The 26,014-nt window shown below is 63.7% G+C and carries 21 protein-coding genes; 6 read left to right on the top strand and 15 right to left on the bottom strand.

Going from position 1 to position 26,014, the window contains the following annotated elements:
- Window positions 1-93: 93 nt before the first annotated feature.
- Both malQ and HYH07_RS30130 read left to right on the top strand, forming a co-directional pair.
- Window positions 94-2,055, top strand: coding sequence for a 4-alpha-glucanotransferase (gene malQ, locus HYH07_RS30135; RefSeq protein ID WP_220005872.1), 1,962 nt, complete (start codon window positions 94-96; stop codon window positions 2,053-2,055).
- A gap of 27 nt (window positions 2,056-2,082) precedes the next feature.
- Complete coding sequence (locus HYH07_RS30130; RefSeq protein WP_220005871.1) at window positions 2,083-3,888, top strand: glycoside hydrolase family 15 protein; 1,806 nt, start codon at window positions 2,083-2,085, stop codon at window positions 3,886-3,888.
- Window positions 3,889-4,081: 193 nt separating this feature from the next.
- Here HYH07_RS30130 and HYH07_RS30125 read toward each other — a convergent pair whose 3' ends face one another.
- Genes HYH07_RS30125 through HYH07_RS30100 form a run of 6 tightly spaced genes read right to left on the bottom strand, consistent with a single transcriptional unit; the run spans window position 4,082 to window position 11,571 of the window.
- On the bottom strand, window positions 4,082-4,894 hold the full coding sequence (locus tag HYH07_RS30125) for an HAD family hydrolase (RefSeq protein WP_220005870.1): 813 nt from the start codon (window positions 4,892-4,894) through the stop codon (window positions 4,082-4,084).
- Complete coding sequence (locus tag HYH07_RS30120) at window positions 4,891-5,433, bottom strand: gluconokinase (protein WP_220005869.1); 543 nt, start codon at window positions 5,431-5,433, stop codon at window positions 4,891-4,893. The genes HYH07_RS30125 and HYH07_RS30120 overlap by 4 nt, the downstream gene beginning before the upstream one ends.
- A complete protein-coding gene (pgl, locus tag HYH07_RS30115) occupies window positions 5,420-6,169 on the bottom strand; it encodes a 6-phosphogluconolactonase (protein ID WP_220005868.1) in 750 nt (249 codons plus the stop codon). The genes HYH07_RS30120 and pgl overlap by 14 nt, the downstream gene beginning before the upstream one ends.
- On the bottom strand, window positions 6,169-7,680 hold the full coding sequence (gene zwf / locus HYH07_RS30110; protein ID WP_220005867.1) for a glucose-6-phosphate dehydrogenase: 1,512 nt from the start codon (window positions 7,678-7,680) through the stop codon (window positions 6,169-6,171). Before zwf ends, pgl begins: the two co-directional genes overlap by 1 nt.
- Window positions 7,681-7,709: 29 nt before the next feature.
- Window positions 7,710-8,708: a phosphogluconate dehydrogenase (NAD(+)-dependent, decarboxylating) gene (gene gnd, locus HYH07_RS30105; RefSeq protein WP_220005866.1), complete on the bottom strand. Its 999-nt coding sequence runs from the start codon at window positions 8,706-8,708 to the stop codon at window positions 7,710-7,712.
- Window positions 8,709-8,721: 13 nt separating this feature from the next.
- Window positions 8,722-11,571: a bifunctional transaldolase/phosoglucose isomerase gene (locus HYH07_RS30100; RefSeq protein WP_220005865.1), complete on the bottom strand. Its 2,850-nt coding sequence runs from the start codon at window positions 11,569-11,571 to the stop codon at window positions 8,722-8,724.
- A gap of 937 nt (window positions 11,572-12,508) precedes the next feature.
- Between HYH07_RS30100 and HYH07_RS30095 the strand changes: the two genes are divergently transcribed.
- Genes HYH07_RS30095 through HYH07_RS30085 form a run of 3 tightly spaced genes read left to right on the top strand, consistent with a single transcriptional unit; the run spans window position 12,509 to window position 17,284 of the window.
- The gene (locus HYH07_RS30095) at window positions 12,509-14,452 is read left to right on the top strand and encodes a PrkA family serine protein kinase (RefSeq protein ID WP_057743046.1); all 1,944 of its coding nucleotides are present in this window, start codon (window positions 12,509-12,511) and stop codon (window positions 14,450-14,452) included.
- Between the two features lie 19 nt (window positions 14,453-14,471).
- Entirely contained in the window at window positions 14,472-15,749 is a 1,278-nt protein-coding gene (locus tag HYH07_RS30090; RefSeq protein WP_205668201.1) for a YeaH/YhbH family protein, read from the top strand.
- A complete protein-coding gene (locus tag HYH07_RS30085; RefSeq protein WP_057743052.1) occupies window positions 15,746-17,284 on the top strand; it encodes a SpoVR family protein in 1,539 nt (512 codons plus the stop codon). Before HYH07_RS30090 ends, HYH07_RS30085 begins: the two co-directional genes overlap by 4 nt.
- A gap of 253 nt (window positions 17,285-17,537) precedes the next feature.
- Here the strand turns inward: HYH07_RS30085 and HYH07_RS30080 are convergent, their stop codons facing one another.
- From HYH07_RS30080 to HYH07_RS30055, 6 genes are all read right to left on the bottom strand, one after another.
- Window positions 17,538-17,969 (bottom strand): DUF1801 domain-containing protein, encoded by a 432-nt coding sequence (locus HYH07_RS30080; RefSeq protein ID WP_220005864.1) that lies wholly within the window; start codon window positions 17,967-17,969, stop codon window positions 17,538-17,540.
- Window positions 17,966-18,178, bottom strand: a complete 213-nt coding sequence (locus HYH07_RS30075; RefSeq protein WP_220005863.1) for a hypothetical protein — start codon at window positions 18,176-18,178, stop codon at window positions 17,966-17,968. The genes HYH07_RS30080 and HYH07_RS30075 overlap by 4 nt, the downstream gene beginning before the upstream one ends.
- Window positions 18,179-18,222: 44 nt before the next feature.
- Window positions 18,223-18,654, bottom strand: a complete 432-nt coding sequence (locus tag HYH07_RS30070; protein ID WP_220005862.1) for an SRPBCC domain-containing protein — start codon at window positions 18,652-18,654, stop codon at window positions 18,223-18,225.
- Complete coding sequence (locus HYH07_RS30065; RefSeq protein ID WP_220005861.1) at window positions 18,651-18,974, bottom strand: helix-turn-helix transcriptional regulator; 324 nt, start codon at window positions 18,972-18,974, stop codon at window positions 18,651-18,653. Before HYH07_RS30065 ends, HYH07_RS30070 begins: the two co-directional genes overlap by 4 nt.
- Window positions 18,975-19,218: 244 nt before the next feature.
- The gene (locus HYH07_RS30060; RefSeq protein ID WP_220005860.1) at window positions 19,219-19,668 is read right to left on the bottom strand and encodes a DsrE family protein; all 450 of its coding nucleotides are present in this window, start codon (window positions 19,666-19,668) and stop codon (window positions 19,219-19,221) included.
- A gap of 41 nt (window positions 19,669-19,709) precedes the next feature.
- The gene (locus HYH07_RS30055; protein ID WP_220005859.1) at window positions 19,710-20,330 is read right to left on the bottom strand and encodes a hypothetical protein; all 621 of its coding nucleotides are present in this window, start codon (window positions 20,328-20,330) and stop codon (window positions 19,710-19,712) included.
- Window positions 20,331-20,522: 192 nt separating this feature from the next.
- Between HYH07_RS30055 and HYH07_RS30050 the strand changes: the two genes are divergently transcribed.
- On the top strand, window positions 20,523-21,089 hold the full coding sequence (locus HYH07_RS30050; protein WP_220005858.1) for an STM3941 family protein: 567 nt from the start codon (window positions 20,523-20,525) through the stop codon (window positions 21,087-21,089).
- A gap of 35 nt (window positions 21,090-21,124) precedes the next feature.
- Here the strand turns inward: HYH07_RS30050 and HYH07_RS30045 are convergent, their stop codons facing one another.
- Genes HYH07_RS30045 through HYH07_RS30035 form a run of 3 tightly spaced genes read right to left on the bottom strand, consistent with a single transcriptional unit; the run spans window position 21,125 to window position 25,793 of the window.
- Window positions 21,125-22,180, bottom strand: a complete 1,056-nt coding sequence (locus tag HYH07_RS30045; protein ID WP_220005857.1) for a 2-oxoacid:ferredoxin oxidoreductase subunit beta — start codon at window positions 22,178-22,180, stop codon at window positions 21,125-21,127.
- Window positions 22,177-24,024: a 2-oxoacid:acceptor oxidoreductase subunit alpha gene (locus HYH07_RS30040; protein ID WP_220005856.1), complete on the bottom strand. Its 1,848-nt coding sequence runs from the start codon at window positions 24,022-24,024 to the stop codon at window positions 22,177-22,179. Before HYH07_RS30040 ends, HYH07_RS30045 begins: the two co-directional genes overlap by 4 nt.
- Window positions 23,994-25,793: an FAD-dependent oxidoreductase gene (locus tag HYH07_RS30035; protein ID WP_220005855.1), complete on the bottom strand. Its 1,800-nt coding sequence runs from the start codon at window positions 25,791-25,793 to the stop codon at window positions 23,994-23,996. The genes HYH07_RS30040 and HYH07_RS30035 overlap by 31 nt, the downstream gene beginning before the upstream one ends.
- Window positions 25,794-26,014 lie beyond the last annotated feature (221 nt).

The following is a 26,014-nucleotide window of genomic DNA, read 5'->3' as shown; positions in this document are numbered from 1 at the left end:
CCCAGTTTGCGAGTTACCCCTGACTAACCTCTTCCGCGACCTCGTTAAAATCCATGCCCCCGGCCAAACAATGGCCTGCAAGCTGCGTGCCGAATGGATCTTTTAGCTCAAGCCCGGATCAAGGGCGTTCAATCCGAATTCGTCGATGCCCTCGGCAAGCTGCGGGTCACTGCGCCCGAGGCGCTCAAGTCCATCCTCGATGCCCTGCCGGAAAAGCGGGTTTATCGCTTCGTCAGCGGTCCGGTGGTGGTGCGTGCGCTGGGCAATCCGCGCACCGAGCTTGCTTCCGTCGGCGCCGCGCCGCTGCAATGGAAGATCACGGGCAACGGCAACATGATCGGGCAGGGCGAGACGCACGAGCCTGTCATCGCCTGGCCCGCCGCCCTGCCGCTGGGCTATCACCGGCTGACGCTGACCGACGCTGCGGGCGCGACCGAAGAGGTGCCGATGATCGTGGCGCCCGAACGGGCCTTCGGCGGTGAGTTTGACCGCGGCTGGCTGCTGGCCGTGCAGCTCTACAGCGTCCGCTCCGATCGCAATTGGGGCATCGGCGATTTCACCGACCTCGCCGGCCTTGTCAGGCTCGCCAAGCAACTCGGCGCCGACGGCGTCGGGCTCAATCCGCTCCATGTCCTGTTCGACGATCATCCGGCCGATTGCAGCCCCTATTCGCCGAACAGCCGGCTGTTTCTCAATCCGCTTTATATCGACGTGGAGGCCATCCCAGAATTTTCCGCCGACCTCATCCCGGACGCCGCCACGACCGCGGCGCGGCTGCGCCAAGGCGATCGTGTCCCGTATGCCGACATGGCGGCGCTGAAATGGCTGGGCCTGCGCGCCGCCTTTGACAGCTTCGTGAAGTCAGCGACCGGTGTGCGGCGCAACCAGTTCGATGCTTTTCGAGCGGACCGCGGGCCGCTGTTGTCGCGCTTTGCCTGCTTCGAGGTGCTTCGGCATCGTTTCAATGCGCCGTGGTGGGAATGGCCGGCGGAATGGCAGCAGCCGGACGATGCCAAATGCGCCGAATTGCGCAACGGACCCGACAGGCACAAGATCGAGTTCGTCGAGTTCGTGCAATGGACGGCGGACAGCCAGTTGCGCGCCGCCAAGGAGCTCTCCGCCGAGCTCGGCATGCGCGTCGGGCTCTATCTCGACGTTGCTGTCGGCGTGCAGTCCAACGGCTTCGATGCCTGGAACGAGCAGACGTCGATCTCCCGCCATCTTGCGGTCGGCGCCCCGCCTGATGTCCTCAATACCGTCGGCCAGGATTGGGGCCTTGCCGGCTTCAACGCGGGCGGCCTGGAGGCGCAATCCTTCGTGCCGTTCGCGAACATGCTGGCCGCCTCGATGCGGCATGCCGGCGCCATCAGGCTCGATCACGTGCTCGGCTTGAAGCGGCTGTACCTGGTGCCGCGCGGCTTCAAGCCGGATAACGGGGCCTATGTGCAGATGCCGCTCGAGGCGCTGCTGGCGGCGGTTGTGTGCGAGAGCGTGACCCATAAATGCATCGTGATCGGCGAGGACCTCGGCACCGTGCCCGAAGGCTTCCGCGAGACCATGCAGGATTTCGGCATCTGGTCCTATCTCGTCATGATGTTCGAGCGCGACGATGCCGGCCATTTCCGCAATGTCGACCACTACCGGCCGAACGCGCTGGTCACGCTGAATACCCATGATCTCTGCACCTATGCGGGCTGGCGCTCCTTCAGCGATCTCAAGATGAAGCGATCGCTGGGGCTCGATCCCGGCGAGAACGAACAGGCGCGCTGGGACGCGCTCGGCGCGCTCGACGAGATCCTGCGCCAGAATGGGATCAAGGCCAACGATCTCTACTCTGTGCTCGGTTTCCTGTCGCGCACGCCGTCGCGGCTGCTCGCCGTGTCGCTGGAGGACCTGCTCGGCGTGATCGACCAACCCAACATTCCCGGCACCATCGACGAGCACCCGAACTGGCGGCAGCGGCTTCCGGTGGCGCTCGATCAGATCGTTGCCAAGATCGATCTCGCGGCTCTGCAGGCCGCGACGCGGGAACGTTCGCTCATCGGTGGGCGTTGATATCGAGGGTTTCAGGCTCGCAAAACATTGTCGCAGAGGATCGAGGACTATGCGCTGATCGGCGACTGCGAGACCGCGGCGCTGGTCGGGCGCAACGGCTCGATCGACTGGCTGTGCTGGCCGGCCTTCGATTCCGACGCCTGCTTTGCCGCCATCCTCGGCACGCGCAAGAACGGCCGCTGGCTGATCGCACCTCACGAGGATGTCACAAGCATCTCGCGCCGCTATCTCGGCAACACTCTCATCCTTGAAACGCGCTTTGAAACGAAGAGCGGCACCGCCGCGCTGATCGATTTCATGCCGCCGCGCGGCAAGGCTTCCGACATCGTGCGGCTGGTGCGCGGCGTCAAGGGCACGGTGAAGATGCGGATGGAGCTCATCATCCGCTTCGGCTTCGGCGTCGATATTCCCTGGGTGCGCCGCTGCGAAGATCGGTCCCTGCTGGCGGTCGCCGGCCAGGACATGACCGTGTTGCGCACGCCGGTCGAAATCCGCGGCGAGGATCTCACCACGGTGTCCGATTTCGACATCAAGGCCGGCGAGACCGTGCCGTTCGTGCTGACCTACGGTCCCTCGCATCTCGCTCCGCCCGAGGCAATCGACCCAGAGATCGCGCTCCAGGAGACCGAACAGTTCTGGAAGGAATGGTCAAGCCGCTCCACCCATGATGGCGAGTATCGCGATCTCGTCATGCGCTCGCTGATCACGCTGAAGGCGCTGACATTTGCCCCGACCGGAGGCATCGTCGCGGCGCCGACCACCTCGCTGCCCGAAAAGCTCGGCGGTGGCAGGAACTGGGACTACCGCTTCTGCTGGCTGCGGGATGCCACCTTCACGCTGCTGGCGCTGATGAACTCCGGCTACACCGAGGAAGCCCTGGCCTGGCACAATTGGCTGCTGCGTGCGGCCGCCGGCTCGCCGGCCAACATGCAGATCATGTACGGCATCTGGGGCCAGCGGCGGCTCCTGGAATGGGAGGCGGCCTGGCTCGACGGCTATGAAGGCGCCAAGCCGGTGCGCGTCGGCAATGCCGCGCATGCCCAGCTCCAGCTCGACGTTTACGGTGAATTGATCGATGCCTTCCATCAGTCGCGAATGGCCAAGCTGAAGCTCGACGATGAGGCGACCTGGGCGCTCGAATGCGCCGTGCTGAATCATCTCGCTGAAGTCTGGGATCATCCCGACCACGGCATCTGGGAGCGGCGCGGTCAGCCGAAGCACTACGTCTTCTCCAAGGTGATGACCTGGGTCGCCTTCGACCGGGCCATCAAGAGCGCCGAGACTTTTGGCTTCAAGGCGCCGCTGCTGCATTGGCGCACCTTGCGCGAGGCCATCCACCGCGACGTCTGCCACAGGGGCTTTGATACCGAAGAGAACGCTTTCGTCGAGTCCTACGGCTCGAAACGGCTCGATGCCAGCCTGCTGCTGCTGCCGGGTGTCGGCTTCCTGCCGGCCGATGACCCGCGCATCCGCGGCACCGTCGCGGCCATCGAGAAGCACATGATGCGCGACGGCTTCGTGCTGCGGCACGATCCGCGCGAGGTCTCCGAGGAGACACAGCCGATCGAGGGCGCTTTCCTGGCCTGCACCTTGTGGCTGGCTGACGCCCACGTGCTCGCGGGCGACCTCGATCGGGCGCAGGCGCTGTTCGATCGCATCGCAGGTCTTGCGAATGACGCCGGGCTCCTCGCCGAAGAATATGATTCGGTCGCACGCCGCCAGACCGGCAACTTCCCGCAGGCGCTGACACATATCGCGCTGATCAACACCGCGCACAATCTCTCGGCTGCGAGGCACGCCAGCGACAAGCCTGCGATGCAGCGGTCGAAGTAGGAAGTGGCTTCCACGAGACAGGTGCACTCCCTCCCCCGCTTGCGGGGGAGGGCTGGGGAGAGGGGGTCTCCGCTTGGCGAGAATCCCCAAGAGGAGAAAACCCTCACCCGCCGCGCGGGACGATGCTTCGCATCGCCCGGGACGCGGCGACCTCTCCCGCAAGCGGGAGAGGTGAGACCGGCCCGTGCCCCGTCTAGCCCACCCCATTCCGCTTCAAGATCATCTCCATCGCCTCGGCAAAACCATCCTGCTCGTTGCTCGCGGTGACGTTGGTGGCCTGGTCCTTGACGTTGTCGGTGGCGTTGCCCATGGCGATCGAGGTGCCGCTGACGCGGAACATGGCGAGGTCGTTCTGCATGTCGCCGATGGTGGCGACCGCATCCAGGGAAACGCCGAGGCGCTTGGCCATGGCCTGCACGAAGGTGCCCTTGTCGAAGCCGGGCGGGGTGATGTCGAGATAATAGGTCTGCGAGCGCACCGCGGTCGCCTCGCTGCCGAGCGCCTGTTGCATCGCCTTCTCGCAAGCCTCGAGGCCCGCTGCATCGGCGCTGGCGCCGACGATCTTGCAGGCACTGGCGAGATACGGCGCAAAGTCCGTGACGATGGTGGGATCGGAGCGGATCGTGTGCTGCTCATGCGCGACGTATTTGCCGCTCGGGTTGTCGATCAGCCATTGGTCGGTCGTGAACAGCCAGATGTCGGCGCCGAACTCCCGCAGGATCTGAAGCGACCTTTCGGCGGCGCTTTTCGGGATCAGATGCTGCTCGACCGGCCTCATCTCGGGGTCGATGATCGAGGAGCCGTTGAACGGGCCGACCGGCAGCCACAGCGCCAGCGGCTCGATCAGGAAGCGCATGCCGATCGCGGGGCGGCTCGAAGTGATGGTGAAGCCGATGCCGGCCTGGTGTAGCCGCTGCACCGCGCTCCTCGCGCGGTCCGTCAGCGTCTTGTCCTTGGTCAAAAGCGTGCCGTCGACATCGGAGACGACCAGTGAAATCTTCGTCATGGCTCAGCTCTGCTTTTCCCGCCGTCGATTTTCAGCTGCCGCACGATGCCGTCGACGATCGCCTCGACGGATTCGTCGATCGAGGCCGTGATGACGTGCTCACTCGCATCCGGCGGCTCCAGCGTGGTGAACTGGCTGGTGAGCAGCCCGGGCGGCATGAAATGGCCTTTGCGGTGCGCCAGCCGGTCGGCGATCAGCTCCTGCGTGCCCCTCAGGAACACGAAGCGCACGTCGTCACGTCCGCGCAGCAGCACCTCGCGATAGCTGTGCTTGAGCGCCGAGCAGGCGATGATGACATGCTCGCCCTTGCCGCAGGCGCAGGCGATCTCGTCGGCGATGGCGTTGAGCCAGGGCCAGCGGTCCTCATCGGTGAGGGGATGGCCGGCCCGCATCTTCTCGACATTGCTCTTGGGGTGGAAGCTGTCGCCGTCCTCGAAGCGCCAGCCGAGGCGCTCGCCGAGTGCAGCCGCAATCGTGCTCTTGCCCGATCCCGACACGCCCATCACAATCAACGCACAAGGTGCTTTAACGCGGCCCACGAATCCCCTCCGGAAGCGCGGCCCGATCGACCATCCAAACGGTCTCACCATGCGAGCGCGCGCGTAACGCCGGCAGATTCTCGCCATTGAGAAGGCGCGTCAAGATCGGCTGCTTGTCATGCCCTGCAATCCCGAACAGCATCTCGCGGCACGAGGCCAGCGCGGGAAGCGTCAGCGAGACCCGCGGCACGAATGGCGCGACATTGGCCTTGGGCACGCCGACGACCCAGCGCGCCGTTTCCTCGATCTCGGGATAGCCGGGAAACAGCGAGGCGGTGTGGCCATCGGGTCCTGCGCCCATCAGGACGAGATCGAACAGCGGCCGCGCCGGATCGAGCTGGCTCGATCCGTAGAAGGCCTGCAATTCGTGTGCGTATGCCGCGGCGCTCTCATCCGGATTTTCAACCAGGGTCGGAATCGGATGGATATGGCCTGATGGCGCGTCGCGATCGAGAAAAATGGCGCGAGCGACGGCCATGTTGTTGAGCGGATCGCTCTCGGGGACAAAGCGCTCATCCCCGATGAACCAGTGCACGCGGTCCCACGGAATCCTGCTGCGATAGCCATCGCTGCCGAGCAGCTGATACAACTTCTTCGGGCTCGATCCGCCGGTCAGGCAGATCGCGATACGGCCGGGATTGGCTGCTATCCGCGCCATCACCCGCTCGGCGGCGGCTTGTGCGAGGGCCTCGGCGTCCGCGACGACGATCAGCTTCGGCTCTGCGGCCGCGGCCATCACGAAAACTTCCGCCAGCTGCGGCCGTCGCGGCGCAGCAGTTCATCAGCGCAGGCGGGGCCGTCGCTGCCGGCCTCATAGGTCTCGATGCCATTGCTGCCCTCGGTTTTCCAGGCGTCGAGGAACGGCTGCACCGCCGCCCAGCCAGCCTCGATGCCGTCGGCGCGCTGGAACAGGATGTTGTCGCCGATCATGCAGTCGTAGATCAGCGTCTCATAGCCGGTGGAGGGGTCGGCGCGGAAATAGTCGCCGTATCTGAACTTCATCTCGACACCGTCGATGGTGATGCTCGGCCCCGGAATCTTGGCATTGAATTGAAGCTCGATGGTTTCGGTCGGCGCAATGCCGATGGTGAGGAAGTTCTGCGAGAGCCGGTCGACCGTCGTGCCTGAAAACATCGACAGCGGCGCCTGCTTGAACTTGATCGCCACCTCGGTGCGCTTGTGGCCGAGTGCCTTGCCGGTGCGCAAGTAGAACGGAACGCCGGCCCAGCGCCAATTGTCGATCATCAGCTTCAGGGCGACAAAGGTCTCGGTGGTGCTGTCGGGCTTGACGCCCTCGGTCTTGCGATAATCCGGGATGTCCTCGTCGCCGATGCGGCCGGCGAGATATTGCGCGCGCACCGAATTTCTCAGTGCCTCTTCCCGGCTTGGCTGCTGGATCGACGTGAGGACGTCGGCCTTCTCGGAGCGCACCGAATGCGCGTCAAAGCGCGCCGGCGGCTCCATCGCCACCAGCGACATCAGCTGGAACAGATGGTTCGGCACCATGTCGCGCAGCGCGCCGGTGGCATCATAGAAGCCGCCGCGATGACCGACGCCGAGCCTCTCCTCGACGGTGATCTGGATGTGATCGATGTGGTTGCGATTCCAGATCGGCTCGAACATGCCGTTGGCAAAGCGCAGCACCAGGATGTTCTGCACCGTCTCCTTGCCGAGATAATGATCGATGCGGTAGATCTGGTGCTCGTCCATGATCTTCAGCAGCTCGGCATTCAGCGCCTTGGCCGAGGCGAGGTCGGTGCCAAAAGGCTTCTCGATCACGAGCCGACGCCAGGCGCCATTCTCCTTCATCATGCCGGTGCGGCCGAGCTCGCGCGCCGTCGGCGCGAAGGCGGCCGGCGGGGTCGCGAGATAGAACAGGCGGTTGCCGCCGGTATCCTGCGCGCATTCCAGCGAATCCAGATGCTCGCGCAGGCGGTCGAAGGAGGGCGGGTCCTTCGGATCAGCCTCGACGAAGGTCACGCATTCCAAGAGCCTCGTCGCGATGTCGTCGTCCACGGGCCGCGTTGCGAATTGCTTGAGGCCCTTCATCAGGCCGTCGCGCAGCTCGTCGTCCGACTGGCCCCTGCGGGCCACGCCGACGACGCAGAACTTTTCCGGCAGCAGGTGTTCGGCCGCGAGGTTGTAGAGCGACGGCATCACCAGGCGATGGGTGAGGTCGCCGGTGACACCGAAAATGACGAAGGCGCAGTTTTCCGGCTTGCGCTTTGGTTGCGGGTCTTTGGTCACGAACGATTGGCCTTCGCTTGATGGAGTTCTTATTTGGGCTTCGAAGCGGCCGGTTGCTTCGGCTCCTTGTGGCCGCCGAAACCCGCGCGCATCGCCGAAAGAATTTTTTCGGCGAAGGTGTGGTCCTTGCGGGAGCGGAAGCGGGTGTAGAGCGCGGCGGTCAAGACTTCGGCCGGCACGGCCTCGTCGATCGCGGCATTCACGGTCCAGCGTCCTTCGCCGGAATCCTCGACGAAGCCGGAATATTCTGCGAGCTGCGGGCTGTCGGCGAGCGCCGTCGAGGTGAGGTCGAGCAGCCAGGACGGGATCACGCTGCCGCGGCGCCAGACCTCGGCGATGTCGGCGAGGTCGAAATCGTAGCGATGATCGGCCGGCAGCGCGTCGATATTGGCGTTCTTGAGGATGTCGAACCCTTCGGCATAGGCCTGCATCAGGCCATATTCGATGCCGTTGTGGATCATCTTGACGAAATGGCCGGCACCGACGGGACCCGCATGGATGTAGCCCTGCTCGATGCGGGGATCGCGTCCCTCGCGCCCCGGCGTGCGCGGAATGTCGCCGGCCCCCGGCGCGAGCGCTGCGAAGATCGGATCGAGCCGGACCACCACCTGCTTCTCGCCGCCGATCATCATGCAATAGCCGCGGTCGAGGCCCCAGACGCCGCCCGAGGTGCCGACGTCGACATAGTGGATGCCGCGCGCCTTCAGCGCCTTGCCGCGGCGCACGTCGTCCTGCCAGAAGGTGTTGCCGCCATCGATGATGACGTCGCCGTCCTGCATCACGTCGGCGATGGTCTCGATGGTCTGTTCGGTGATGCGGCCTGCCGGCAGCATCACCCAGGCCGTGCGCGGCCGCTCCAGTTTCGAGATGAACTCTTCCAGCGTCGCCGATCCCACGGCGCCGTCGGCGGCAAGGCCGGCGACGGCCTTGGCGTCCTTGTCATAGACCACGGTCGAATGGCCGTGACGCATCAGCCGGCGAACGATGTTGCCGCCCATCCGGCCGAGGCCGATCATGCCGAGTTGCATGTGAGAAATTCCCTTAATTCAGCGCGTCGTTGAGCGCGGCATTGAGCGCCGCGAGACCTTTCTTGAGCGGTCCCTTCAGGTGCACCCGGAGCGCGCGCCGGCCGCGCTCGGTCAGCACGTCGAAATCGCCACGCGCCTGCGCCGCCTTGATCACGCCGAAGCTGGCCTTCTGGCCCGGCACAGCGAGGTCCTTGGCGTCGTCGGCGGTGATCTGGAGGAACACGCCGCTGTCCGGGCCGCCCTTATAGGCCTGCCCCGTGGAGTGCAGGAAGCGCGGCCCGAATTCGGCGGCGGTTGCCAGGTGCCGCTTCTCGAGCACGGCGGTGCGCATCTGCTGCAGTGCCTCGATGTTGGCCTTGTCGCGCGTGATGTAGCCGAGCAGGGCAAAGTAATCGCCGCGCCGCGAGCGGGTGATATGGGCCCTGAGCCAGGAGGTGAGGTCGCCATTGGCGCCCATCGTGCGGAGCGCAGCGGCATTGTGGTCGTCGGTGTAGAGATCGAACTGTTTGGTGCTGACCACCGGCTGTTCGGCCGGCAGCGCGCCGGTCTTCTCAAAGGCCGACGTCAGCTCGCGGGTCTTGATCTTGGCCGCTTCCACGTCCGGCTGGTCGAACGGATTGATGCCGAGAATGCTACCCGCCACCGCCGTTGCCATCTCGAAGCGGAAGAATTCCTGGCCGAGATGGTCGATCGACTTCATCACGATGCGCACGACGGGATGACCGGCCGCTTCGATTCCGGCGAGCGCCGAGTCATGGGCGGCATCGGTTTCGCCCTCGGTGCGGATGTCGATGAAGAAGCGGTCATTGCCGTAGACCGCGGATTCCCGGATCGGCTCGCCGGCGATCGGGATCAGGCCCTTGCCCTCTTTGCCGGTCGATTCCGCGATCAGCTGCTCGGCCCAGGCGCCGAAATCGGCGATCTTCTTCGACGAGAATATCGTCACCTTGTCGCGGCCTTCGAGGCCGGCAAGGCCCATGGCCAGACCGAGCTGTACGCCCGGGTTCTCGGCTGGCGGCACGTCCGGGCCGCAGGAGCGGGCCATCGCAAGCGCATGCTTGAGGAAGGTCCTGACGTCGATGCCGGCGGTTGCCGCCGGCACCAGGCCGAACGGCGACAGCACCGAATAGCGGCCGCCGATCGAGGGCTCGCCATGGAAGATGCGGGCATAGTTCAGCTTTTTGGCCGCCTTCTCCAAGGAAGAGCCGGGATCGGTCACTGCGATGAAGCGGAAGCCGGTCTTGGCCTTGGGGCCGAGGGCCTGCGCGACGCGCTCATGGAAATAGTCCTTCATCGCGTTCGGCTCGGTGGTGCCGCCGGACTTGCTGGAGACGATGAACACCGTGTTGGCGATGTCGATCTTGGCCTCCATCGCCCGGACCTCGGCCGGATCGGTGGAATCGAGCACGTGAAGCTTCGGGAAGCCCGGCTTCCGCGCAAAGGTCTCGGCCAGCACCTCAGGGCCGAGGCTCGATCCGCCCATGCCGAGCACGACGGCGTCAGAGAATTTCTGGCCCTTCACGCGGCTGGCATAGTCCTCATAATCGGCGACGTCGGCCTTGGCGGCGCTGTCGAGCCAGCCGAGCCATTTGTCCTCGTCCGTCCCGGTCCAGACCGACTTGTCGCGCTGCCACAGCCGGCGGATTTTTGCCGATGCGCGCCATTCCTCGGTGCTCTTGGCCACGGCCTTGCCGAGGCCGTCGCCGAGCGAGAGAAGCTGGCGGTCGATTGCCGGCCCGAGCACGGTGGCGCGCTTGTGGGCGACCGCGCCGTAGAGCTTGTCGGCGGCGTCGGCAAACTGCTTGACGCCGTCCTTGACCAGCTCCTCGGTAATGGCATCGAGCGAGACGCCGGAGCGTTCCAGCTCCTCCAGCACGCGGTAGGCGTCCTCGACATTCTCCTCCAGGCTGTCGCGCAGCTTGCCGTGGTCGCGGAATGCATCCAGCGTCGCCGGCGGCACGGTGTTGATGGTGTCGGGGCCGATCAGCTCCTCGACGTAGAGCACGTCGCTGTAATCCTTGTTCTTGGTGCCCGTGGAGGCCCACAGCATGCGCTGCGGCTTGGCGCCCTTGGCGGCGAGCTTCTCCCAGCGCGGGCCCGAGAACAGTCGCTTGTAATCCCGATAGGCGACCTTGGCATTGGCGATCGCGACCTTGCCCTTCAGCGCCGCGAGCCGCTCCTTCTCGCTAGGGTCGTTGGCCCGCGCGATCTTCTCGTCGAGCTGCTTGTCGACCATGGTATCGATACGGCTGACGAAGAAGCTGGCGACGCTGGCGACATGCGAGGGGTCGCCGCCGGCGGCAACATATTTCTCCAACCCGGCGAGGTAGGCCTCGGCGACCTGGAGATAGACGGCCTTGGAGAACAGCAGCGTGATGTTGATGCTGATGCCATCGCCGATCAGCGTCTCGATCGCCGGCAGGCCCTCGGCCGTCGCCGGCACCTTCACCATCAGGTTCTTGCGACCAACGTCCTTCCAGAGCCGGCGTGCTTCGGCGATCGTGCCTGACGTGTCCATCGCGAGATAAGGCGACACCTCGAGGCTGACATAGCCGTCGCCGCCCTTGAGGCGGTCATAGACCGGGCGCAGCACATCGGCGGCGGCCTGGATATCCTCGACCGCGACCGCCTCGAACAGATCGGCCACGGTGCGGTCGCCGCGCTTCAGCGCCTTGCCGATCGGGGCGTCATATTCGTCCGAGCTGCCGATCGCCTTCTCGAAAATCGAGGGATTGGAGGTGACGCCCTTGACGCCATCGGTGTCGATCAGCCGCTTCAGGTCGCCCTTGGCGATGAAGCCGCGGGCGAGGAAGTCCAGCCAGACGGCTTGTCCGTGCTTTTCCAGTTCTTTGACGGGATTCATGATGCTTATTTATCTCCAAGCCTGCGGGCGGAGGGGGTTTCCGCGCCGGTCCTGACGCGCTATCCTTTAGCCCACATGCTCCCGGGAGGGAACCAATCAAGGGTATTGGCGTCATTCTCTCGGTCTAACTCCGTCGCGATCATGGCGATCCAGGCGGCAGTCGTGCTTATGCGTAATATAATCTGGGATGGTTCGAACAACGTCTTGCTGCGCGAGGACAAACGTCTTGCTGCGTGAGGACATCTGTCGCGTCGCGGATCGTGGTCGGCGGTTGTTTGACCTGTCTGTCTGATCGTCGTGGGCTCGGTCGCGAATGGTCATGCTGGGGGAAAGCATGCGCGCAAGTCCTGACGGCGTTGCGGTCGCCGGCCATCGATCGCGTCGGCCGCCTGCGTCGGCGCATCCTGTGATCCCGACGTCGGTCTATCCGTGATGCGCGGCAGTTCGCCTGCATCCGGGCTGCCACGCAGAACGACGTTATCCGTCAGGAGGGCCTGGCGACCGATTTTGATACATTGCCGCGCGCTTGGCGCGGCTGTCACGGCTGCAACTAAGCAGGCCGCTGCAGCCAGCCGGGGCACCGCATTGCAGCAGGAAGATGAACGCGGCACCCACGCGATCGTCCTGCAAGCGTCATAAGTTTGCCGCTCGGAAATCGTCATGTTGCAGTGCCGGAGAGAGGCGCCCCGGTATTGCCCGGATGTGGCGAGCCAGTGACAATTTCTGGAAATACGCCAAGATATGGGGAGATTCGCACAAATTACAGGCAAGTGCCTGTTCGTAATTCAGCGAGTGCCTACCTTGTGCGTTGCGTCGTGTCGGCACCCGGGTGTCCAATGATCGGCATGTGCTCACGCTGATTCGAGAAGCGGCCTGAGGAACAGTCTAGTAACTGCTTTCGTTTCAGCTTGTAGCGGAACTCACGCGGAGAGGGATCATGTACAACGATTCTCTATTCAACGCTTTCGCTCGGTCGTTCGAGGCGAGAAGCCAGCACGACATGTCGATGGCGGAATATCTGGAATCGTGTCGAAGCGATCCCATGAAATACGCGAACGCGGCCGAACGACTACTTGCAGCGATCGGTGAGCCCCAGACGATTGACACGGCCAAGGACCCACGCCTTGGCCGTATTTTTTTGAACCGCACCATCCGGACCTATCCGGCCTTCGCCGGCTTCTACGGCATGGAGGAAACCATCGAGCGCATCGTCGGCTTCTTCCGTCATGCGGCGCAAGGTCTCGAAGAGCGTAAACAGATCCTCTATCTGCTCGGCCCGGTCGGCGGCGGCAAATCCTCGCTCGCCGAGCGGCTGAAGTCGCTGATGGAGGTGCATCCGATCTACGTGCTCAAGGCCGGCGATGAGCTTTCGCCTGTTTTCGAGAGCCCGCTCAGCCTGTTCGATCCCGATCAGCTCGGGCCGATGCTGGAAGAGAAGTACGGCATTCCGCGCCGGCGTCTCACCGGCCTGATGAGCCCGTGGTGCTACAAGCGCCTCGAGGCCTTCGGCGGCGACATTTCCCAGTTCAGGGTCGCAAAAATCCAGCCGTCGCGGCTGCGCCAGATCGCGATCGCCAAGACCGAGCCCGGCGACGAGAACAACCAGGACATCTCCTCGCTGGTCGGCAAGGTCGATATCCGCAAGCTCGAGACCTACGCGCAGAACGATCCCGATGCCTATAGCTATTCCGGCGGCCTCAACCGCGCCAACCAGGGCGTGCTCGAATTCGTCGAAATGTTCAAGGCGCCGATCAAGATGCTGCACCCGTTGCTGACGGCAACGCAGGAAGGCAATTACATCGGCACCGAGAATATCGGCGCGATCCCGTTCACCGGCGTCATCCTCGCGCACTCCAACGAGGCGGAGTGGGCGAGCTTCAAGTCGAACAAGAACAACGAAGCCTTCATCGACCGCATCTGCGTCATCAAGGTGCCCTACTGCCTCCGGGTCACCGAGGAGCAGAAGATCTACGAGAAGCTGATCCAGGGCTCCGAGCTGGCGGCTGCGCCGTGTGCACCCTCGACCTTGGAGACGCTGGCGCGGTTCTCGGTGATGTCGCGCCTGCGCAAGCACGAGAACTCGACGCTGTTCGCCAAGATGCGGGTCTATGACGGCGAGAGCCTGAAGGAATCCGATCCGAAGGCGCGCAGCGTGCAGGAATATCGCGATGCCGCCGGTGTCGACGAAGGCATGGACGGCGTCTCCACCCGCTTCGCCTTCAAGATCCTGGCTGCGACCTTCAACCACGATCCGCAGGAGGTTGCGGCCGACGCCGTGCATCTGATGTACGCGCTGGAGCAGTCGATCCGTAGGGAGCAGCTGCCCGAGGAAGTCGAGAAGCGCTATCTCGAATTCATCAAGGCCGAGCTGGCGCCGCGCTATGCCGAATTCATCGGCAACGAGATCCAGAAGGCGTATCTCGAATCCTACTCGGATTACGGCCAGAACCTGTTCGACCGCTATGTCGACTACGCCGATGCCTGGATCGAGGACCAGGACTTCAAGGACCCCGACACCGGCCAGCTGCTTGATCGCGAGCTTTTGAACCAGGAATTGACGAAAATCGAGAAGCCGGCGGGCATTGCCAACCCCAAGGACTTCCGGAACGAGGTCGTCAAATTCTCGTTACGCTCCCGGGCCCAGAACGGCGGCAAGAATCCGACCTGGACCTCCTACGAGAAGATTCGCGATGTGATCGAAAAGCGGATATTCTCTCAGGTCGAGGACCTGCTTCCGGTCATCTCGTTCGGTTCGAAGAAGGACGGCGAGACGGAGAAGAAGCACGGCGAGTTCGTGGCACGCATGGTGGAGCGCGGCTACACCGAGCGTCAGGTTCGCCGACTGGTCGAATGGTACATGCGCGTGAAGCAAGCCGGTTGAGGCGGATGACAAAGTGGCCATTCACATTATTGACAGGCGCCTGAATCCAGGCGGCAAGAGTCTTGAGAACCGCCAGCGGTTCTTGCGTCGGGCCAAATCCCTGGTGCAGGGCGCCGTCAAGAAAACCTCTCAGGAACGCGACATCAAGGACGTCCTGGAGGGTGGAGAGGTCACAATCCCGCTCGACGGGATGCACGAGCCGCGTTTCCGCCGTGAAGGCGGCACGCGCGATATGGTGCTGCCCGGCAACAAGAAGTTCGTCGAGGGCGACTATCTCCAGCGTCAGGGCCAGGGCAGCGCCAAGGATTCCGGTCCCGGTGAAGGCGACAGCGAAGATGCCTTCCGCTTCGTGCTCAGCCGCGACGAGTTCGTCGATCTCTTTCTCGACGATCTCGAGCTGCCTGATCTCGCCAAGCGCAAGATCGCGCAGACCGAGAGTGAAGGCATCCAGCGCGCCGGCTATACCACCTCGGGCTCGCCCGCCAATATCTCGGTCAGCCGCACCGTGAAGCTGGCGCTCGCACGCCGCATCGCGCTCAAGCGTCCGCGCAAGGACGAGGTCGAGGAGCTGGAAGCCGCGATCGAGGCCTGTACCGACGAGGACGAGCGCGCCGAGCTCATCGCCCAGCTCGAAAAGCTGAAGGCGAAGACCAAGCGCATTCCCTTCATCGATCCGCTCGACATCCGCTATCGCCGCTACGAGAAGGTGCCGCGGCCGGTGGCGCAGGCCGTGATGTTCTGCCTGATGGACGTGTCGGGCTCGATGTCCGAGCACATGAAGGATCTGGCGAAACGCTTCTACATGCTGCTCTACGTGTTCCTGAAGCGGCGCTACAAGCATGTCGAGATCGTCTTCATCCGCCACACCGACCGCGCCGAGGAGGTCGACGAGCAGACCTTCTTCTACGGTCCGGCCTCCGGTGGCACGCTGGTCTCCAGCGCGCTGCAGGCGATGCACGAGATCGTGCGCGAGCGCTTCAGCCCGGCGGACTGGAACATCTACGCCGCGCAAGCCTCCGACGGCGACAATTCCTATTCCGACGGCGAGCTCACCGGCCTGCTGCTGACCGAGAAGATCCTGCCGGTCTGCCAGTTCTTTGCCTATCTCGAGGTCGGGGAATCAGGCGGCAGCGCGTTCGATCTCTCCGACTCCTCGCTCTGGACACTCTATGAGCGCCTGCGCAACTCTGGCGCACCGCTCTCGATGCGCAAGGTTTCCGAGCGCAGCGAGATCTTCCCGGTGTTCCACGATCTGTTCCAGCGCCGCGAAACTGCCCAGGAGAAAGCCGCTCCATGACGGAACGCTTGTTCGAAGGCGCCGATTGGGATTTCCACACCTTGCAGCGCATCACCGATGCCTGCGAAGAAGTTGCGTTGAAGGATCTCGGGCTCGACGTCTACCCGAACCAGATCGAGGTCATCACCGCCGAGCAGATGCTGGACGCCTATTCGTCCGTCGGCATGCCGCTGTTCTACAAGCACTGGTCGTTCGGCAAGCACTTCGCCTATCACGAGGCCTCGTATCGCAAGGGCCTGATGGGTCTTGCCTATGAGATCGTGATCAACTCCTCGCCCTGCATCTCCTACCTGATGGAGGAGAATACGGCGACGATGCAGACGCTGGTGATCGCGCACGCCGCCTTCGGCCACAACCACTTCTTCAAGAACAATTACCTGTTCAAGCAGTGGACCGACGCGGAAGGGATTCTCGACTATCTGGATTTCGCCAAGAACTACGTCATGCAGTGCGAGGAGCGCTACGGCCGCATCGAGGTCGAGCGCACGCTGGACGCCGCGCATGCGCTGATGTCGCACGGCATCGACCGGTATCCGGGCAAGAAGAAGCTGGATTTGCGCGCCGAGGAGAAGCGGGCAGGGCGCCGCCGCCAGCACGAGGAGGAGGTCTTCAACGACCTCTGGCGCACCGTGCCGACAGGCAAGAGCAAGAGCCGGTCCGCGCTCTCGATCGAGCGCCGCCGCAAGCTGCTCGGCCTGCCGCAGGAAAACCTGATCTACTTCCTGGAGAAGAGCGCGCCGCGCCTCGCGCCCTGGCAGCGCGAATTGTTGCGCATCGTCCGCCACATCGCGCAATATTTCTATCCGCAGAGCCAGACCAAGGTGATGAACGAGGGAACGGCGACCTACGTCCACTATCGCATCATGACCCAGCTGCATCAGCAGGGCCGCATCACCGATGGCAACTTTCTGGAGTTTCTGGGCTCGCACACCAATGTGGTGTTCCAGCCCGAATTCGATGATCCACGCTTCTCGGGCTTCAATCCATACGCGCTCGGCTTCGCCATGATGCAGGACATCGAGCGCATCGTCACCAGTCCGTCGGACGAGGACCGCGAATGGTTCCCTGATATCGCCGGCAAGAACGACGTGATGGGCGTGTTGCGCGACGTCTGGGCCAATTACCGCGACGAAAGCTTCATTGGCCAGTTCCTGAGCCCGAAGCTGATGCGGCACTTCCGGATGTTCCATTTGCACGACGATCCTGAGGAGCGCGCCGGCATCCGGGTCGACGCGATCCACGACGAGCGCGGCTTCCGCCGCGTCCGCCGCGAGCTGGCGCGCCAGCACGATGTCGGCTTCATCGATGCCAATATCGAGGTGGTCGACGTCGATCTCTCCGGCGACCGCCGGCTGATCCTGCATCACCGTGTCATCAAGGGCTCGCAGCTCAACGAGACCGACGCCAAGCGCGTGCTGCAGCACCTCGCCGATCTCTGGACCTACGACGTCGCGCTGATCGAGGTCGATGCGAACGACAAGGTGCTGCGCGAATACGTCGTCAGCCCGCGTCCAATTGCTGCCGCGGTGGCCTGAGGCATCTTTCACTGTGATATGAGGCTCGCGCACCGGAGGAGGTGCGCTCCCTCCCCCGCTTGCGGGGGAGGGCTGGGGAGAGGGTGTCTCCGCAGCGGGACTCGCCCAGAGGAGAGAGCCCTCTCCCGGCGCCGTAGCCGATGCATTTCATCGGCGGTTTTAAGGGACGGCGGCCAAGGGCCGCCCATGCCGACCTCTCCCGCAAGCAAGCGGGAGAGGTTAGAGCCAGTCCGGGGCCGCTGAAGCGATCAGGTCAGACTTGCTTCTTCGCCGGCTTCTTCTTCACCTTCGCCGCATTCAGCGCCACCGCCGCGCGGATCAGCGCCTTCAGCGCCTTCTCGTTGATCTCAGCGCCCTCGCTGATATCGATCGCGCGCCGCACATTGCCGTCGAGGCTGGAATTGAACAGGCCGGCGGGGTCGTCCAGAGCCGCGCCCTTGGCAAAGGTCAGCTTCACCACCGCCTTGTAGGTCTCTCCCGTGCAGATGATGCCGTCGTGCTCCCACACGGGAACGCCGCGCCACTTCCATTCCTCGACGACGTCAGGATCGGCCTCCTTGATCAGGGCGCGGACCCGCTTCAGCGTCTCGCCGCGCCAGTCGCCGAGCTCCTTGATCCGGCCGTCGATCATCCTGGATGGTGACGGCCCATCCGTCTCTTTCTTCGCGGTCACGGTCTTCTTCATGTCCTCGCCTCGCTGCCGCGGCCGAGATAGGGCAGTGCGAACAGATAGAGCCCGGTCGCGAGCAACGGAAGCAAGGGCACGAAAGCCATCAGGCCAATCCATGTGGCCTGAATCCGCATGGTCAGCGCAACGATGTTGGCGATCACGGCCAGCGTGAAGGCAATCGACAGCCAGCGATGGATCTGGCGTACCCACATGTTCGAGTTCATCTAAAGTCTCCTCTGGAATATTCGGGATCAACGTTTGTGGTTCGCTATTCGGCCCTTGCCAGCAGCTCGTCGAGCTTGGTGAAAAACTGCTTCCAGCCGGCGTGTGCGCCGCCATAGGCCTGCTTCTGGCTGGGGCGGAAGCCCGCCTGCTCGACACGCAGATGCGTGCCTGATCCTTGCGGGGTCAGCGTGAACGTCACCACGCTTCTGAGGTCGTAGGCTGCGTCCTCGTTGGTGAAATTCCAGGTATAGGCGAGGGAGCGCTGTGGCTCGATGGCGAGCACCTCGCAATCCAGCACACCGCCCCATTCGCCGCGCAGATTGAAACGGTGGCCGACCTCGGGCTTGAAGTCGTTCTTCATCAGCCATTCCTCGATCAGATGCGGCTGCGTCAGCGCGCGCCACAGCCGCTCAGGCGGATAGGCGAATTCGCGCTCGATCACCACGGAACGTGTTTCTGTCGCAGCCTCAGTCATTGGTCCATCCTCTTCAGGAGATCGTCGAGTGCATCGAGCCGGTTCTGCCAGAAGCCGGCCATCTGGCTGGTCCAGTCGATCAGCGGATTGAGCGCGCCGGGCTGCGCGCTGTAATGGGTCTGGCGTCCCTCATGCCGGTCGCGCACCAGGCCGGCGAGCTTCAGCGCGCCGAGATGCTTTGACACCGCCGGCTGCGAAACGCCCGATCGCGCCGTCAGTGCTCCGACCGTCTGCTCGCCCTCCCGGCACAGCCGTTCGAAGATCGCTCGCCGCGTCGGGTCGGCGAGCGTCCGGAACAGGAGGTCGGGGGTGGAGAACATGGGTCATCCATAACTCAAAGGTTATGGATTAATTCATAACCACAGGGTTATGGGTATGTCAAGGCGACAGAGGAATTGGTTTTGGAGCGCTCATCCCTCTCTCCCGTCATTGCAAGGAGCCCTTGCGATGAAGCAATCCAGTCTGTCCCTGCGGACGGACTGGATTGCTTCGCGGAGCCTGTCATCGGGCCGCGCGTTGCGCGGACCGGTGGCTCGCAATGACGGAGGATGGGGCGCATGTGACTCACGGCCGCAAGTACAAATACCCCTGCGACTGCAGTTCAGCGAGCCGAACCACGCCGCCCTTTTCCGCGCTCACGAAGCCCGGCAGCAGATCCGTCAGCGTGATGTTCTGCGCCTTCATGGTGTTGCCGCAGGCGGCGAGCTCGACGCCGTCCTTGGCGAAATCGCTGATCCGCCCGCTGACGTCGGGATTGGCCTGCGCCTGATGGAACGCCTTCAACGCCGGCCCGTGGATGACGAGCGCGAGGGTGACATGGTCGGGGCCGCCGGAGCCGTCGATGTGGTTCTGGATGTTGCCGAGCACGAAATTGACCTTGTCGGCGTCGCTGAGGTGATACACCACCTTCAGCTTGTCTGACGTTGCAGCTTCAGTCGCAGCGTTGGCGCGCGAGGCGGCAAAGGCCGCGCCCAGCGCCGAAATTGTGCTCCACAGAACGTTCCGGCGGTTCATGGCGATGTCCTTTGATGAGGCCCGTCTTTGCCGGAGCGATATCACTTGTGGCGGAGCGCGGCGAGTTCCTTGCGGTCGGTCACGAGCGCGGCGCATTCGCTGTTGTCAGCCCGGTCGAGCCGGAAAATCCCGTCATCGCTGCCGGCGACCAGCGACCGCTCGGCCTCGTCGTCGGGGTTGTTGTGCAGCCAGACCCTGACGCTCTCGAGCCGTACGATGGCCGATTTGTCGTCCTTCGAGAGCGCGATGCCGATGCCGCCGCCCTCGCAATCGACGCCGCAGCCGAGTCTGACCTCGGCGCCTTCCTTGGTGAGCACCGTGTGGTGACACGAGCCGCTGGAATCGAAATCACCGCTACGGTGGCGATAGCGGAAACCGAGCCGGAACGAGTTGTGGAGCTCCTTGTCCTCGCTGTCGGTCTCCGCGGAGACCAGCAGCTTCATGGAAGCGACCTTCTGCTTCGGATGTCGCGCCAGATGCTCGGCATCGTAGCGGCGGACGAAGCAGGCATAGGCCGTCTTGCCTGGCGTGCCCGCATACATCCGTGCGTTGAAGGTCTCGGCTTCGGTCTTGTTTGCCTCGCGGAAGTCGTCGGCCTCCTCGGCCTGGGCGACGCCGATGAAGGCCACGAAGGCAAGCGGAAGGATAAGGGCAAGTTTCATGATCGCACCGTCTCAGCCATTTGGGGCCCGCACCGGGATGGTGACGGGCCACCAGCGGTTAGTCGCAAGCCGCACGCGGCGCGTTCAACCGCATGCCTGGCCGGCAGCCTCGCGCAAGGTTCCAGGCTTAACCCTTGCGAGGGGGGCGCAGAAAAACCCCGGGCTGTTGCAAATGGCTGGAGGCGGTTGAACATGTCCGAAAGTCAGAACTTGCCCAATCTTGCGATCGGCTATTCGCTGGCCAGGTCGTTGAAGGTGCTCGGCGCGGGCCTGCTGTTGACGTTGCTCTGTGCCGCCGTCGCCTTCAACTGGCTGCACGGCAAGGAGATCAGCTCGCTCCAGATCGTGATCTGCTCCGCCGGCGTTGCGCTGTTCGGCTTTGCGACCTGCCAGGCGATCTGGCGGCTGGTCTCCGCCCGGGAGCCGGTTATCTTCATCAGCCGCGTCGGCATCCGCGACACCAGGATCGCCGACGACACCATCGCCTGGCGATCGGTGCGCGACATCCTGGTCTGGCAGCTTCGCACCCAAAAGATCGTGGTGCTGAAGGTTGATCCCCTCGTTGCCGAGCAGTTTGCCGGCGGCATGCTGAAGCACATCCTGACGCTGATGAACAAGGCGCTCGGCGCCGACGGCGTGATCATCAATGCCGGCGGCCTGACCATGGACGCCGAGACCTTGTCCCAGACCTGCAGGCAATACTGGACCGCCAGCCGGCTCGCTCATTTGCGCCGGGCGACGCCGGAGCCCGTCAGCTAACCCGCGACGATCGCTCGGTCGCTGCTATCAACGCGTCAGCGCAGGCTGGCGTTGATCTTGTCCAGCACTGCCGACCCCGGGCACAGCGTATCCGCTTCCAGCGTATTGAGCGGCGTCTCGACCGTGTTGAGATGGGTGTGCAGATCTTCCGCGTCGGGATCGACGTAGAGCAGCCCGGTGACGATCTGGCCCTTGGCGGCGTGCCTGGCAAGGAAGGTCTGGGCCCCTAACCGGTCATGCGGATCGTAATCGGCGTCGATCTTGCGCAGCGCGATCTTGCTGCCGTCATGCTGCTCCACCACCTGCACGGTACCAGGCGCGTAGTCCACCGCGATCGGATCGCGGCCGACCAGCACGTCGAGCCGGTTCACGGCGTCATTGTGCTCGCGGACATAATCAAAGCTCTTGGTCGAGCCGGCGTGATTGTTGAAGGCGATGCAGGGGCTGATGACGTCGATGAAAGACGAACCTTTGTGTCGGATCGCGGCGGCGATCAGCGGCACCAGTTGGTCCTTGTCGCCGGAGAACGAGCGCGCCACGAAGGTGGCGCCAAGCTGCAGCGCGATCGCGACGAGGTCGATGGCGTTGTCGGTGTTGGTGACGCCCTTCTTGCTCTTCGAGCCGCGGTCGGCGGTGGCCGAGAACTGGCCCTTGGTCAGGCCGTAGACGCCGTTGTTCTCGACGATATAGGTCATGTTGACGCCGCGCCGGATCGAATGCGCGAACTGGCCGAAGCCGATCGAGGCGGAATCGCCGTCGCCGGAGACGCCGAGATAGATCAAGTCGCGATTGGCAAGGTTGGCGCCTGTCAGCACTGAGGGCATGCGGCCGTGCACGGAGTTGAAGCCGTGCGAATTGCCGAGGAAATAATCCGGCGTCTTGGAGGAGCAGCCGATGCCGGAGATCTTCGCGACGCGGTGCGGTTCGATCGACAGCTCGTAGCAGGCCTCGATGATCGAGGCGGTGATCGAATCATGGCCGCAGCCGGCGCACAGCGTCGAGATCTTGCCCTCGTAGTCGCGATGCGTGTAGCCGAGCTCGTTCTTCTTCAGGCCCGGATGATGAAATTTCGGCTTTGCGATGTAGGTCATGACACGGCCTTGCGGAGCGGGGTCACCTTGAGGTGATCCTGATGGTCGCCAATGGCTTTTGCGATGAAGCGGGCGGTGATCGGGGTGCCGTCATAATGCACGATCGGCACGAGGCGGACGGGATCGATGCCGTTCTCGTTGACGATGAGCTGACGAAGCTGGCTGTCGCGGTTCTGCTCGACGACATAGACGAAATCGTGCTCGGCGAGAAAGCTTGCGACGCTGGAGTGGAACGGGAAGGCGCGGATGCGCAGGCGATCGAGCTGGTGCCCGCGCGCCTCCAACAGCCCGACCGCCTCGTCCATCGCCGGCGAGGTCGATCCGAAATAGATCACGCCATATTTGGTCGGCCGTTCCGCGTTGGCCTGCAGCGGCCGCGGCACCAGGTCCTGCGCGGTCTCGAACTTGCGGACCAGGCGCTGCATGTTGTCGGCATAGACAGTGCCTTCCTCGGAATAGCGCGCGTAACGGTCACGCGAGGTGCCGCGGGTGAAATAGGAGCCCTTGGTCGGATGCGCGCCGGGATAGGTGCGGTAGGGAATGCCGTCGCCGTCGACGTCGAGATAGCGGCCGAAGTCGCGGCCCTCTTCCAGCATCTCCGCGGTCATCACCTTGCCGCGATCATATTGCCGCGCATCGTCCCATTTCAGCGGACGGCAGAGCCGGTGGTTCATGCCGATGTCGAGATCGAGCATCAGGAAGATCGTGGTCTGCAGCCGCTCGGCGAGATCGAACGCGGCCGCCGCGAACTCGAACGCTTCGGCCGGATCTTCCGGGAACAGCAGCACATGCTTGGTGTCGCCATGCGAGGCATAGGCGCAGGCGATGATGTCGCATTGCTGGGTGCGGGTCGGCATGCCCGTCGAAGGGCCGGCGCGCTGGATGTTCATGATCACGGCCGGGATCTCGGCAAAATATGAGAGGCCGATGAACTCGGTCATCAGCGAGATGCCGGGCCCCGAGGTCGCGGTGAAGGCGCGGGCGCCGTTCCAGGAGGCACCGATGACGATGCCGATGGACGCGAGCTCGTCCTCGCCCTGCACGATGGCGTATTTCGCCTTGCCGGTCCCCGGATCGTGCCGATACTTCTTGCAATGCGCGGTGAAGGCTTCCGCCACCGACGATGACGGCGTGATCGGATACCAGGCGCACACCGTGGCGCCGCCATAGACAGCGCCGAGCGCGGCGGCGCTGTTGCCCTCGATGAAGATGCGGTCGCCGACCTTGTCGGACTTCTTCACCCTGAGCCCGATCGGGCATTTCAAATTCTGCAGCGCCCAGTCGCGGCCGAGATGCAGCGCGTGGACGTTGGAGGAGAGCAGCTTCTCCTTGCCCTTGTACTGCTCGCCGATCAGCTGCTCGATCAGCTTCGGGTCCATCTCCAGCAGCGCACTGAGGCTACCCAGATAGATGATGTTCTTGAACAGCTGGCGCTGGCGCGGATCGGTGTAGGTCGAGTTGGTGATCGCTGTCAGCGGCACGCCGATCACGGTGATGTCGTCGCGGAACTTGGTCGACGGCATCGGCTTGGTGGAATCATAGAACAGATAGCCGCCGGGCTCGATGCCCGCGACGTCCTTGTCCCAGGTCTGCGGGTTCATCGCCACCATCATGTCGACGCCGCCGCGGGCCCCGAGATGGCCGGCTTCAGTCACCCGCACCTCATACCAGGTCGGCAGGCCCTGGATGTTGGAGGGGAAAATGTTGCGTGGGGACACAGGCACGCCATGGCGCAGGATCGCGCGCGCGAACATCTCGTTGGCGCTGGCCGAGCCCGAGCCGTTGACGTTGGCGAAGCGAACGACGAAGTCGTTTACGCTGCTGATCGGCTTTTTGTCGGACATGTCGAACCCGCGTGAGTCATCTCGATGAAATATTTCTGCATGTCCCAGGCCCCGGTGGGACACCGCTCGGCGCACAGTCCGCAATGCAGACAGACATCCTCGTCCTTGACCATGACGCGCCCGGTCTTGAGATCGGACGAGACGTAAAGATCCTGGTCCGGATGCGGCGAGGGCGCCTTCAGGCGGGTGCGCAGGTCGCTCTCCTCACCATTGTCAGTGAAGGTGATGCAGTCCATCGGGCAGATGTCGGCGCAGGCATCGCACTCGATGCAGAGCGAGGTCGAGAACACCGTCTGCACGTCGCAGTTCAGGCAGCGATGCGCTTCGCCGAGCGCGAGCTTGACGTCGTAGCCGAGCTCGACCTCGGTCCTGACGTCCTTCAGCGCGATCACCTTGTCGCGATGCGGCACCTTGAAGCGTTTGTCGATGGAGATGTCGTTGTCATAGCTCCATTCGTGGATCCCCATCTTCTGCGAGGAGATTTGCACCTCCGGCAGCGGCCGCTCGGTGATGTCCTCGCCCGACAGCATCTTGTGGATCGAGAGCGCGGCGTCGTGGCCGTGCGCCACCGCCCAGATGATGTTCTTCGGCCCGAACGCGGCGTCGCCGCCGAAGAACACCTTCGGATTGGTCGACACGAAGGTCTTCGGGTCGACCTTGGGCATATGCCATTTGTCGAACGCGATGCCGCAATCCTGCTCGATCCAGGGGAAGGCGTTCTCCTGGCCGACCGCGACCAGCACGTCGTCACAGGGAATGGTCTGGTCGGGATCGCCCGAAGGCACCAGGTGACGGCGGCCCTTGGCGTCGTATTCGGCCTTGACGTGCTGGAAGGTGACGCCGATCAACTTGCCGGCGACATGCTTGAACGCCACCGGCACCATGTAGTTGAGGATCGGGATATCCTCGTGGATTGCGTCTTCCTTCTCCCAGGGCGAGGCCTTCATCTCCTCGAAGCCGGAACGCACGACCACCGTGACCTTCTCGCCGCCGAGACGGCGCGCGGTGCGGCAGCAATCCATCGCGGTGTTGCCGCCGCCGAGCACGATGACGCGCTTGCCGATCTTGTCGACATGGCCGAACGACACATTGGCCAGCCAATCGATGCCGATATGGATGTTGCCAGCGGCCTCTTTCCGGCCGGGAATGTCGAGCTCGCGTCCGCGCGGCGCGCCGGAGCCGACGAAGATCGCGTCATATTTCTCCGCGAGCAGCGCCTTCATGCTCTCGATGCGATGGCCGCCCCTGAACTCGACGCCGAGACCCAGGATATAGCCGGTCTCCTCATCGATGACCGAATTGGGCAGGCGGAATTTCGGGATCTGTGTCCGCATCATGCCGCCGGCCTCGGGATCGGCATCGAACACGGTGCAATGATAACCGAGCGGCGCGAGATCGCGCGCCACCGTCAGCGAGGCGGGACCACCGCCGACCAGCGCAACGCGCTTGCCGTTTCTGGCTGCGGGCCGCGGCAGGCGCTGCTTGATGTCGTCCTTGAAGTCGGCCGCGACGCGTTTCAAGCGGCAGATCGCGACCGGATTTTCCTCGACGCGTCCGCGGCGGCACGCCGGCTCGCATGGACGATCGCAAGTGCGTCCCAGAATTCCGGGAAACACGTTCGATTTCCAGTTGATCATGTAGGCGTCGCTGTAGCGGCCTTGCGCAATCAATCGGATGTATTCGGGAACCGGGGTGTGCGCGGGACAGGCCCACTGACAATCGACCACTTTGTGAAAGTAGTCGGGGGCCGCGATATCGGTCGGTTTCATTCCTACCCTCGTCCGCGCAGGCTCAAAGACCTGGCGGCCTCTTCTTTGAGCTTGTCGACGCCTAACGCGCGGCGATCTCGTTTCTGAATGACGTCATCGGGTTAGCTTATTAGAACCGCTCCGGAGTACAACGGCAAATTTGCGCGATCGGTGCCTTTCATGGGAGCTAAGCGCGCACAGCATTAGCGCCGCGCGCGCGAGATGCGTGCGGTGCAGCATCG

It is taken from the genome of Bradyrhizobium sp. BR 10261 (assembly GCF_019455395.1).
Taxonomy (GTDB): Bacteria; Pseudomonadota; Alphaproteobacteria; order Rhizobiales; family Xanthobacteraceae; genus Bradyrhizobium; species Bradyrhizobium manausense.
Note: the sequence above shows the minus strand (reverse complement) of the source record. Positions and strands in the feature narration are given on the sequence as shown.

What these genes read in the sequence shown, in the direction of transcription:
- malQ (WP_220005872.1), top strand. Translation starts at nt 94, where the DNA reads ATGGATCTTTTAGCTCAAGCCCGGATCAAGGGCGTTCAATCCGAATTC.
- HYH07_RS30125 (WP_220005870.1), bottom strand. Translation starts at nt 4,894, where the DNA reads ATGACGAAGATTTCACTGGTCGTCTCCGATGTCGACGGCACGCTTTTG.
- pgl (WP_220005868.1), bottom strand. Translation starts at nt 6,169, where the DNA reads ATGGCCGCGGCCGCAGAGCCGAAGCTGATCGTCGTCGCGGACGCCGAG.
- gnd (WP_220005866.1), bottom strand. Translation starts at nt 8,708, where the DNA reads ATGCAACTCGGCATGATCGGCCTCGGCCGGATGGGCGGCAACATCGTT.
- HYH07_RS30100 (WP_220005865.1), bottom strand. Translation starts at nt 11,571, where the DNA reads ATGAATCCCGTCAAAGAACTGGAAAAGCACGGACAAGCCGTCTGGCTG.
- HYH07_RS30095 (WP_057743046.1), top strand. Translation starts at nt 12,509, where the DNA reads ATGTACAACGATTCTCTATTCAACGCTTTCGCTCGGTCGTTCGAGGCG.
- HYH07_RS30085 (WP_057743052.1), top strand. Translation starts at nt 15,746, where the DNA reads ATGACGGAACGCTTGTTCGAAGGCGCCGATTGGGATTTCCACACCTTG.
- HYH07_RS30080 (WP_220005864.1), bottom strand. Translation starts at nt 17,969, where the DNA reads ATGAAGAAGACCGTGACCGCGAAGAAAGAGACGGATGGGCCGTCACCA.
- HYH07_RS30075 (WP_220005863.1), bottom strand. Translation starts at nt 18,178, where the DNA reads ATGAACTCGAACATGTGGGTACGCCAGATCCATCGCTGGCTGTCGATT.
- HYH07_RS30070 (WP_220005862.1), bottom strand. Translation starts at nt 18,654, where the DNA reads ATGACTGAGGCTGCGACAGAAACACGTTCCGTGGTGATCGAGCGCGAA.
- HYH07_RS30065 (WP_220005861.1), bottom strand. Translation starts at nt 18,974, where the DNA reads ATGTTCTCCACCCCCGACCTCCTGTTCCGGACGCTCGCCGACCCGACG.
- HYH07_RS30060 (WP_220005860.1), bottom strand. Translation starts at nt 19,668, where the DNA reads ATGAACCGCCGGAACGTTCTGTGGAGCACAATTTCGGCGCTGGGCGCG.
- HYH07_RS30055 (WP_220005859.1), bottom strand. Translation starts at nt 20,330, where the DNA reads ATGAAACTTGCCCTTATCCTTCCGCTTGCCTTCGTGGCCTTCATCGGC.
- HYH07_RS30050 (WP_220005858.1), top strand. Translation starts at nt 20,523, where the DNA reads ATGTCCGAAAGTCAGAACTTGCCCAATCTTGCGATCGGCTATTCGCTG.
- HYH07_RS30045 (WP_220005857.1), bottom strand. Translation starts at nt 22,180, where the DNA reads ATGACCTACATCGCAAAGCCGAAATTTCATCATCCGGGCCTGAAGAAG.
- HYH07_RS30040 (WP_220005856.1), bottom strand. Translation starts at nt 24,024, where the DNA reads ATGTCCGACAAAAAGCCGATCAGCAGCGTAAACGACTTCGTCGTTCGC.
- HYH07_RS30035 (WP_220005855.1), bottom strand. Translation starts at nt 25,793, where the DNA reads ATGAAACCGACCGATATCGCGGCCCCCGACTACTTTCACAAAGTGGTC.